7 protein-coding genes and 1 pseudogene are annotated in these 6222 nt (G+C 45.3%); all 8 read right to left on the bottom strand.

Going from position 1 to position 6222, the window contains the following annotated elements; translation table 11 throughout:
* Positions 1 to 1295: tetratricopeptide repeat protein (locus A3766_RS12480; protein WP_156508890.1), on the bottom strand; the 1295-nt coding region annotated here is incomplete at its 3' end.
* Positions 1252 to 1836 carry an AraC family transcriptional regulator gene (locus A3766_RS12475; protein WP_068508191.1) on the bottom strand — a complete coding sequence of 195 codons (585 nt, stop codon included), beginning with the start codon at positions 1834 to 1836 and terminating at the stop codon, positions 1252 to 1254. The genes A3766_RS12475 and A3766_RS12480, both read right to left, overlap by 44 nt.
* A 21-nt stretch (positions 1837 to 1857) precedes the next feature.
* Positions 1858 to 3021: a DUF3570 domain-containing protein gene (locus A3766_RS12470; RefSeq protein ID WP_231872166.1), complete on the bottom strand. Its 1164-nt coding sequence runs from the start codon at positions 3019 to 3021 to the stop codon at positions 1858 to 1860.
* Positions 3008 to 3247, bottom strand: coding sequence for a DUF4266 domain-containing protein (locus A3766_RS12465; protein ID WP_068511561.1), 240 nt, complete (start codon positions 3245 to 3247; stop codon positions 3008 to 3010). Before A3766_RS12465 ends, A3766_RS12470 begins: the two co-directional genes overlap by 14 nt.
* A 16-nt stretch (positions 3248 to 3263) precedes the next feature.
* Positions 3264 to 3761: a TlpA disulfide reductase family protein gene (locus tag A3766_RS12460; RefSeq protein ID WP_068511558.1), complete on the bottom strand. Its 498-nt coding sequence runs from the start codon at positions 3759 to 3761 to the stop codon at positions 3264 to 3266.
* Positions 3762 to 3821: 60 nt separating this feature from the next.
* On the bottom strand, positions 3822 to 4478 hold the full coding sequence (locus tag A3766_RS12455) for an outer membrane beta-barrel domain-containing protein (RefSeq protein ID WP_068642282.1): 657 nt from the start codon (positions 4476 to 4478) through the stop codon (positions 3822 to 3824).
* Positions 4448 to 5239 carry an SH3 domain-containing protein gene (locus A3766_RS12450; protein WP_068511553.1) on the bottom strand — a complete coding sequence of 264 codons (792 nt, stop codon included), beginning with the start codon at positions 5237 to 5239 and terminating at the stop codon, positions 4448 to 4450. Before A3766_RS12450 ends, A3766_RS12455 begins: the two co-directional genes overlap by 31 nt.
* Positions 5240 to 5310: 71 nt before the next feature.
* Positions 5311 to 6222, bottom strand: a pseudogene (locus A3766_RS31105) (hypothetical protein); the annotation flags it as partial.

Raw genomic sequence — 6222 nt, 5'->3', positions numbered from 1 at the left:
AAGCTATAGTCATTAGGCTGAACATTTAGCATGCCATAGGCATCATTCACTAACTTCGCATCACCTAAGGGGCGTGAAAGGTTCAAGGCGGCAATCAAACGCGACTCATCGACCTCTTGTGCTTGTCTGCCAAAACGCTCTTGTAAAGATTCATAATGCTCAACAGCCACTCGGTAGCTTTGGAGTGCAAGCTTTGTTTCACCCATTTGCTCGTACAGATAGGACAAAGCATAAGGCACTTGCTGTAACCAGGGCGTAAATTGTGGGCGCTCTTTCAACAACGTTAAAGCTTCGAGCGCCAAGCCGTGCTGACCAAGGTTAGTCGCAGCAACTGAATAAGCGAAAAGTGCCTGGTCAGATAACAGACTATCTTTTCTGATTTCGCGTAAGACACCTAAAGCGGATTGATTATCTCCCTGCTGAAGGTATAGCTGCCCAAGGCTTAGCAAACACTGTTCTCGTAAGTTAATACGCTCCCCAGCACCAACATCATTCGACTGACTATAGAGTTCATCTATTTGATTAAGCAAACCAGCTGCCAAGCGCTTCAAATCTCGCAAAGCAACACTTCGAACCACTTCATAGTTCGCATTAGACGCTGCCGCTAGTCCACCAACGGCGGCATTATACTGAAGGTACTGTCGCCATAAGTTGCCAGGAGGAATCTGGCTAATCAAGCTTGCAAGCATAAGGGGTTTATTTTCTTGTTTGATACTATGATCCCGTCCGATCAATAGTCCTTTCATATAGAGCATTTCATGGAACAAATGAGGCTTTTCCTTTCGCAAAAGCTGCATCTGTACTTTGTCAAAACTTTCTGAAGAGCGCTTATCATCGGCGGTAAGGTAGAAGACCTTACCTAAGTAGTACCAAGCCTGGTTACGATCGCTCAATGAAATTTGCTTGGTTAGAAGCGTCTCAAATACTAGTTTGGCCTCTTCGACCATTCCGTAAGAGAGCATCAGCCCCCCCTCCACTAATTCGGGATGCTGGCCATGCCCCTGGATTCCGGAACGGAGCTTGGCAACATTTAGCGCGCTCAAAGCTTCAAAGAAATTTCCTTGATGGTACTGGAACAGTACCTGACCGTAATTTAAGTCTTGAGCACGTTGATATACCGGGTACTCATCAACCAGCTTTGCTTCTGAAGACTGAGCAACACCCGTCCACAGACTCACGCAGAGAATACACAAGGTAATCAGTGCTTTCACAAAGCGCTGAGTTTGCTCAGGAAGATAAGTTTTTAGCACGCTAGTTCCACTCAACGATTTCGACATGAGGTTGATAGTTTTCACTTTGGTCGCTTATCTGAATCTCTAGCGAAGCAATATCACTTGTCTTTTCAAATAGCGTGCTGGCAGCCTTTTTGTACTCGCGCTTATCAGGCCCGAGCCCGCTTACAACGGCCGTTAGCTCGTGCTCGCCACTCTTCAAGTTACCCATATGCAAACGCTGCATACCGCCCTTTCGTAATGCTGTGACTTGACGCTGCGTATACAAATGGCTAGCAACAATTTCATCATTCAGCTTTAAGGTCACACTGTCAGGCTTGAAGAATTTACCCGTATCCAGACTCAGATAAACAACAAACTGGGTATTTGCCGGAAACAGCAAATCTTCTTCCAGAATAAACAGGTCTCGATTCAGCTTGATGACCTTTTTCTTCAGCTGCGCCACACTCAAGGCAACAGGCTTGTCCGCCACAGGCGCAGACTGTTTTTCGATAACCGCACCCGGCTCGGTCGCTGACTCCTCACCAAAGCTACTCACTGAAACTAGGCATACAGCAAACAAGAGTATGCTTTTCAATGCTTTTCTGGTCGCTTTATTATTCATCTAACTCTTCCCCAATTCTCTCTAATATTCCATCGTGACCGATATACGCGTGACCCACGCATCGAAACCATACAAAGGTTCGTTTCCTGCAACAGTAGAAGGTTTGGTCACATCTCTGAAGTTGTCATAGGAAAATTCTAAGTAATCAACCAAAGCCGTTAGCTTTAGCCTATCTACATGTGGAATGGCACCTTTGCCAAAAATATAACTTGCTCCTAAACCAATCGTATAATCACTAAAGGTACTCAATTCCTTATCGCGCCCCATAAAGTCTTGTGAGTCCTGAAAGGGGAAAAGGTCACTATAAAAGTCTGCACTGGTTTGCTGGTAATAACGATATCGGCCCTCAAAGACCCAAGAAGGACCAACCGGATGAATATATTGAAGTTCGAAGGTATCCGCTTCTATCCCCCAGCTGTCAGTGAAATAACGATACTCTGCTTTAATCGATGCTCGATACGGCAAGTAGTAAAGAGAACGAAGTGCAACAGCTGTACTGGTTCGTGTTTGCGGGTATTTTTCAGTGGCTGTCTCGAAAGATGAACCACTCTGATAGCGGTATACGCGATAGGGGTTATTCAAATAACCTTCGTCAGTAATAATATCGACGTCCACGCCAAAGAGCATATTCTTCGTGATGACTTGAGATAGCCCCAGTTTGTAGTTCTGCCTGTCAACATCTTCAGAAAAGTCACTCTGAATCATTCCCACTTCATCCCAACCTCTGGAATAACCCAAGCTCAAGTTAGTTAAATCACCAAAGAAATCTTGTGAAACAGAAACAAACACCGTGTCTGCTGAGAAGTCATTTTCTTCACTGTTGGTATAGCCCGCGCTCACTATCGTTTTCTCATGAAGAAAATCTACCCCGGCACTGTACTCAGTTCGCTCTTCTTCATAAGCACTAGCAGTGGCGCGCACGTCAATAGACGCCGACGACACTGAATCAACATAGTAATGTCCATTCAGGGAAAAATTCGTACCGGCACTTTTTCTTACCAGAACAAAGGGGCCATTAATATCCATACCACCGCCTTCGTAACCATGATACAAGGCGTCAACCGTATCAGGAGGAAGCGTTGCTGTATTACCTACTGCACTGATCACCAGGGAATTGACAATAATTAACAATTGAAAAAAGGATTTAAAAAAAGGCACCTTGGCTTTCATTTTAATTACAGCCACAGCCACCTCCTGCGCCACCCTCTGCTCCACGAGCAGACTCCCTTGCCTGGTATACATGGTGAATGTATGCACCCGCAGCCCCATGTCGATCTAAGCTCATAATAGGGTCGGCCAGATTACTTCGCTCATAGGGTTTTACCCACGGCTTAATTTCACCGCAAGCCTGCAAGCCACCGAAAGACAGCAAACAGATAATTACGCATATGACTGCTTTAATACTGTTCATATTAGGAACCCGTGAACTATTCTCTGATCAACTGTTTAACCTGGTTTGCGTACTCTTCTTCATAGCCGGGCTTATATCCGCGATGTAAAAAGCGCTTGTTGCCATCGCGATCAATCATCACAGTTGTCGGCATCGCATCCACCTCGTACATCTCACTTACCTTGCTTGTCGAGTCATAGACCACAGGAAAATCAACCGGCACAGCTTTCAAAAAGCGATCTGCATCAGCTGAATCTTCATCCACATTGACCGCTAAAATGGTAAAACCCAAGTCTTCATATTTGGCAAAAATATCATTCATCAAGGGCATTTCCTGACGACATGGCCCACACCATGAAGCCCAGAAGTTCAGCATCACAACTTCTCCTTTTAACTCTTCAAGCCGGATATTGCTTCCTTGATTACTTTTGAGCGTAAAGTCGGGTGCCGCGCCACTCAGTTGCTCAGCACTCGATAGGCCAGATAAACTCAACAAAGCGGCTGTCACTAGAGACTTGGCTATGGTCATTCGCATATTGATTCCCTCAATTCTTTTCAGTAAATACTTTCATTTTTTAAACCCTTCCAAGCATGCCTAGAAGAACAGGGACACACCCATTCCCAGCTCTGAGTTAAAACTGATTTTCTCAGGCCCTACGACATCTATTTCGTAAAAGTGCTCTTTCGCTGTAAAGTGTAAAGAGACAAAATCAGTCAGTAGTAATTGGTACCCCAATCCGACTACCCCCGTTAAACGGGTTTCTCCGGCAAAGTCTGTTGCACCAACAGCTGCAGATACGTAAACGTTATTGTTAAAGGCATAATCTCGGCCAAAATAGCTTTCGCCAGGAAGCTTAAATGCCACCCCAAAGTTATAGTAAAGGTAATCACGGTCATCACTCGATAACACCTCTACAGCACCAAGGGTCTCAAAGCTGCTTTGCCCTGCTTCACTCATCCCGATATGCGTTTCAAACATCAGGTTTTCACTTAAATGAAACGCCAGACGAGTGCCGTAAACCAATGCAGACTCGAAATCTTCAATGTTCATCACGCCGGTAAATACGCCGAGCTCAAAATTCTCTGAGTCGATCATTGCCTCATCAAGCACTACCGGCTTTACATCAGGCTCTATTAATGGGCTATGTTGCTCAGCACAAGCATTCCCCACCACCGCTGACAGGGTTAAAACCATCAACCAAATACATTGTTTGCGCTTCTTCAAAAGAACACGCTTAATCCAATTTTCCATTCTGTCGCTTCTTCGTTGCTTTCACGGTTAGTAAAAATTTTATAGTCCTTCACTTCCATACGAACAAAATAACGGTCGCTCAAGTAATATCGTGCCCCTATACCGGCATGAATAGATTCTTCGTCCCGCTTTGCTTCTTCAGATAAGGTCGCCTTGGGGCTGATAAATACCATGCCCGCCCCTAAAGTAAAAAACGGTGAGAACTTCCAGGAAGGAAATGGCTGATGAAGCAAGTTCACGCTTGCGACTTTTATCTCAGCCGAATCACCCAGCACCTGACTCCCCCATAATTCAAGAGATATGTTGTTGGTCATCCAATAGCCCAGATAAGCCGAATTAAGGGCTGCTTTGTCAAACTGACCACTCATCAAACCTGCTTCCCAGCGACGTGTATTGAAGTCATCAAAGACTGGTTCTGTGATCTTCACAGTTTCGCCATTAGCGTCTTCCATCTGCAATACATCAGCAATATTCAACCAACCTTCATTACCTTTGCGATCACGAACTTTTAACCACTCCGTCTTTCGAGTTGAAACTTCTAGCCACTCCCCTTTTTCGCTGATATGGAATACAGGGAAACCTTGCGCGGGGCCTGTGCGCCATTCCACAAAAGGAAGTACCACTTTAAGCTGAGGCGCAAATACGGTAGACCCGGCATGGTCTTCACGAGTTTCGGCCTCACTGGCTAAAACAGGCCATGAGAACAGCGACAAAATGAAGACCACCAAGCAAGAATACTGGCAGCGTGTTAAGCCTGACATAAATATCCTTTTTCAATCATGCAACGTTCAACTCATCTCTACACACGAGGAAAATCTCTATGTAATCAATACTAGTTAATTGGTGCCGCAAAAGGGTCGTTAAAGTATTGCGCCCCAAGGTCCAACCATTCAGAAATCAACTTAAGCTCGGATAAAGTGAGATCACCTTCATGAGAACCACCTGCTTCAAACAAGTCTAAAAATGCCCCACTTCTCAAAGCCCCCGCTGTGTTGAGCGTTGGTCCAACCGGCACCGTCTCCTGAACAAAAATGACGTTATCGAACTCATCCAAAAGCGGCTCACCTTCGTCATCTAATACGGGCTGATCACTATCGACTAAGCGGTCAATTAAAATGCCTTCAACCAGTTCAACTTCATTATCATTAAATAATAGCTCACGATAAGACTTATAGTGATCTGGATCGTCAGTTGAAGGACCATTACTCAAATCCAACTGCTCAACCGGAACTTGAGTTTCCCCTTCACTGTCTACATTACTATGACAGGATGTGCATGTACGGTCTTCTTCAAGTTCATCGACGATACGTGATCTCGGCACCGACCATAGAGAATGAATATGTGTTTCATAGTTCACCACTATTCGACACCCTAGCCCCCAAGTCCCTTCACAAGTTTCCTTAATTGGCATTGGTGTCGTTAAATCTTCATAAGCGTAGCTAATATCATTGTCTGTATCGGCAGGAACGACCCACTCATCAGTATAAGTAATATCAGGGCTTAGATTTCGAATACCATAATTTTCGGTATAGGCCTGCGCCATGGTTTCCCCCATTAGCACACCAAAGGGTGTATCTTCATCAGGCCCGGCAGGAGACGTTCCCGGAAAAGGAAGACCAACAGTCTCTGCCCCCGTATTGACCGGTTCAGGACCAGCGCCATTACGCCCATGCGGGACTTCGCTTGCACCCGTGTGGCAACCATTACATTCTATTAATTCCCCTGGAGCGACTTGCAGCCAGTT

Source organism: Oleiphilus sp. HI0132, from assembly GCF_001635845.1.
The sequence above is the reverse complement of the archived record's forward strand: the minus strand, read 5'-3'. Positions and strand labels throughout refer to the sequence as shown.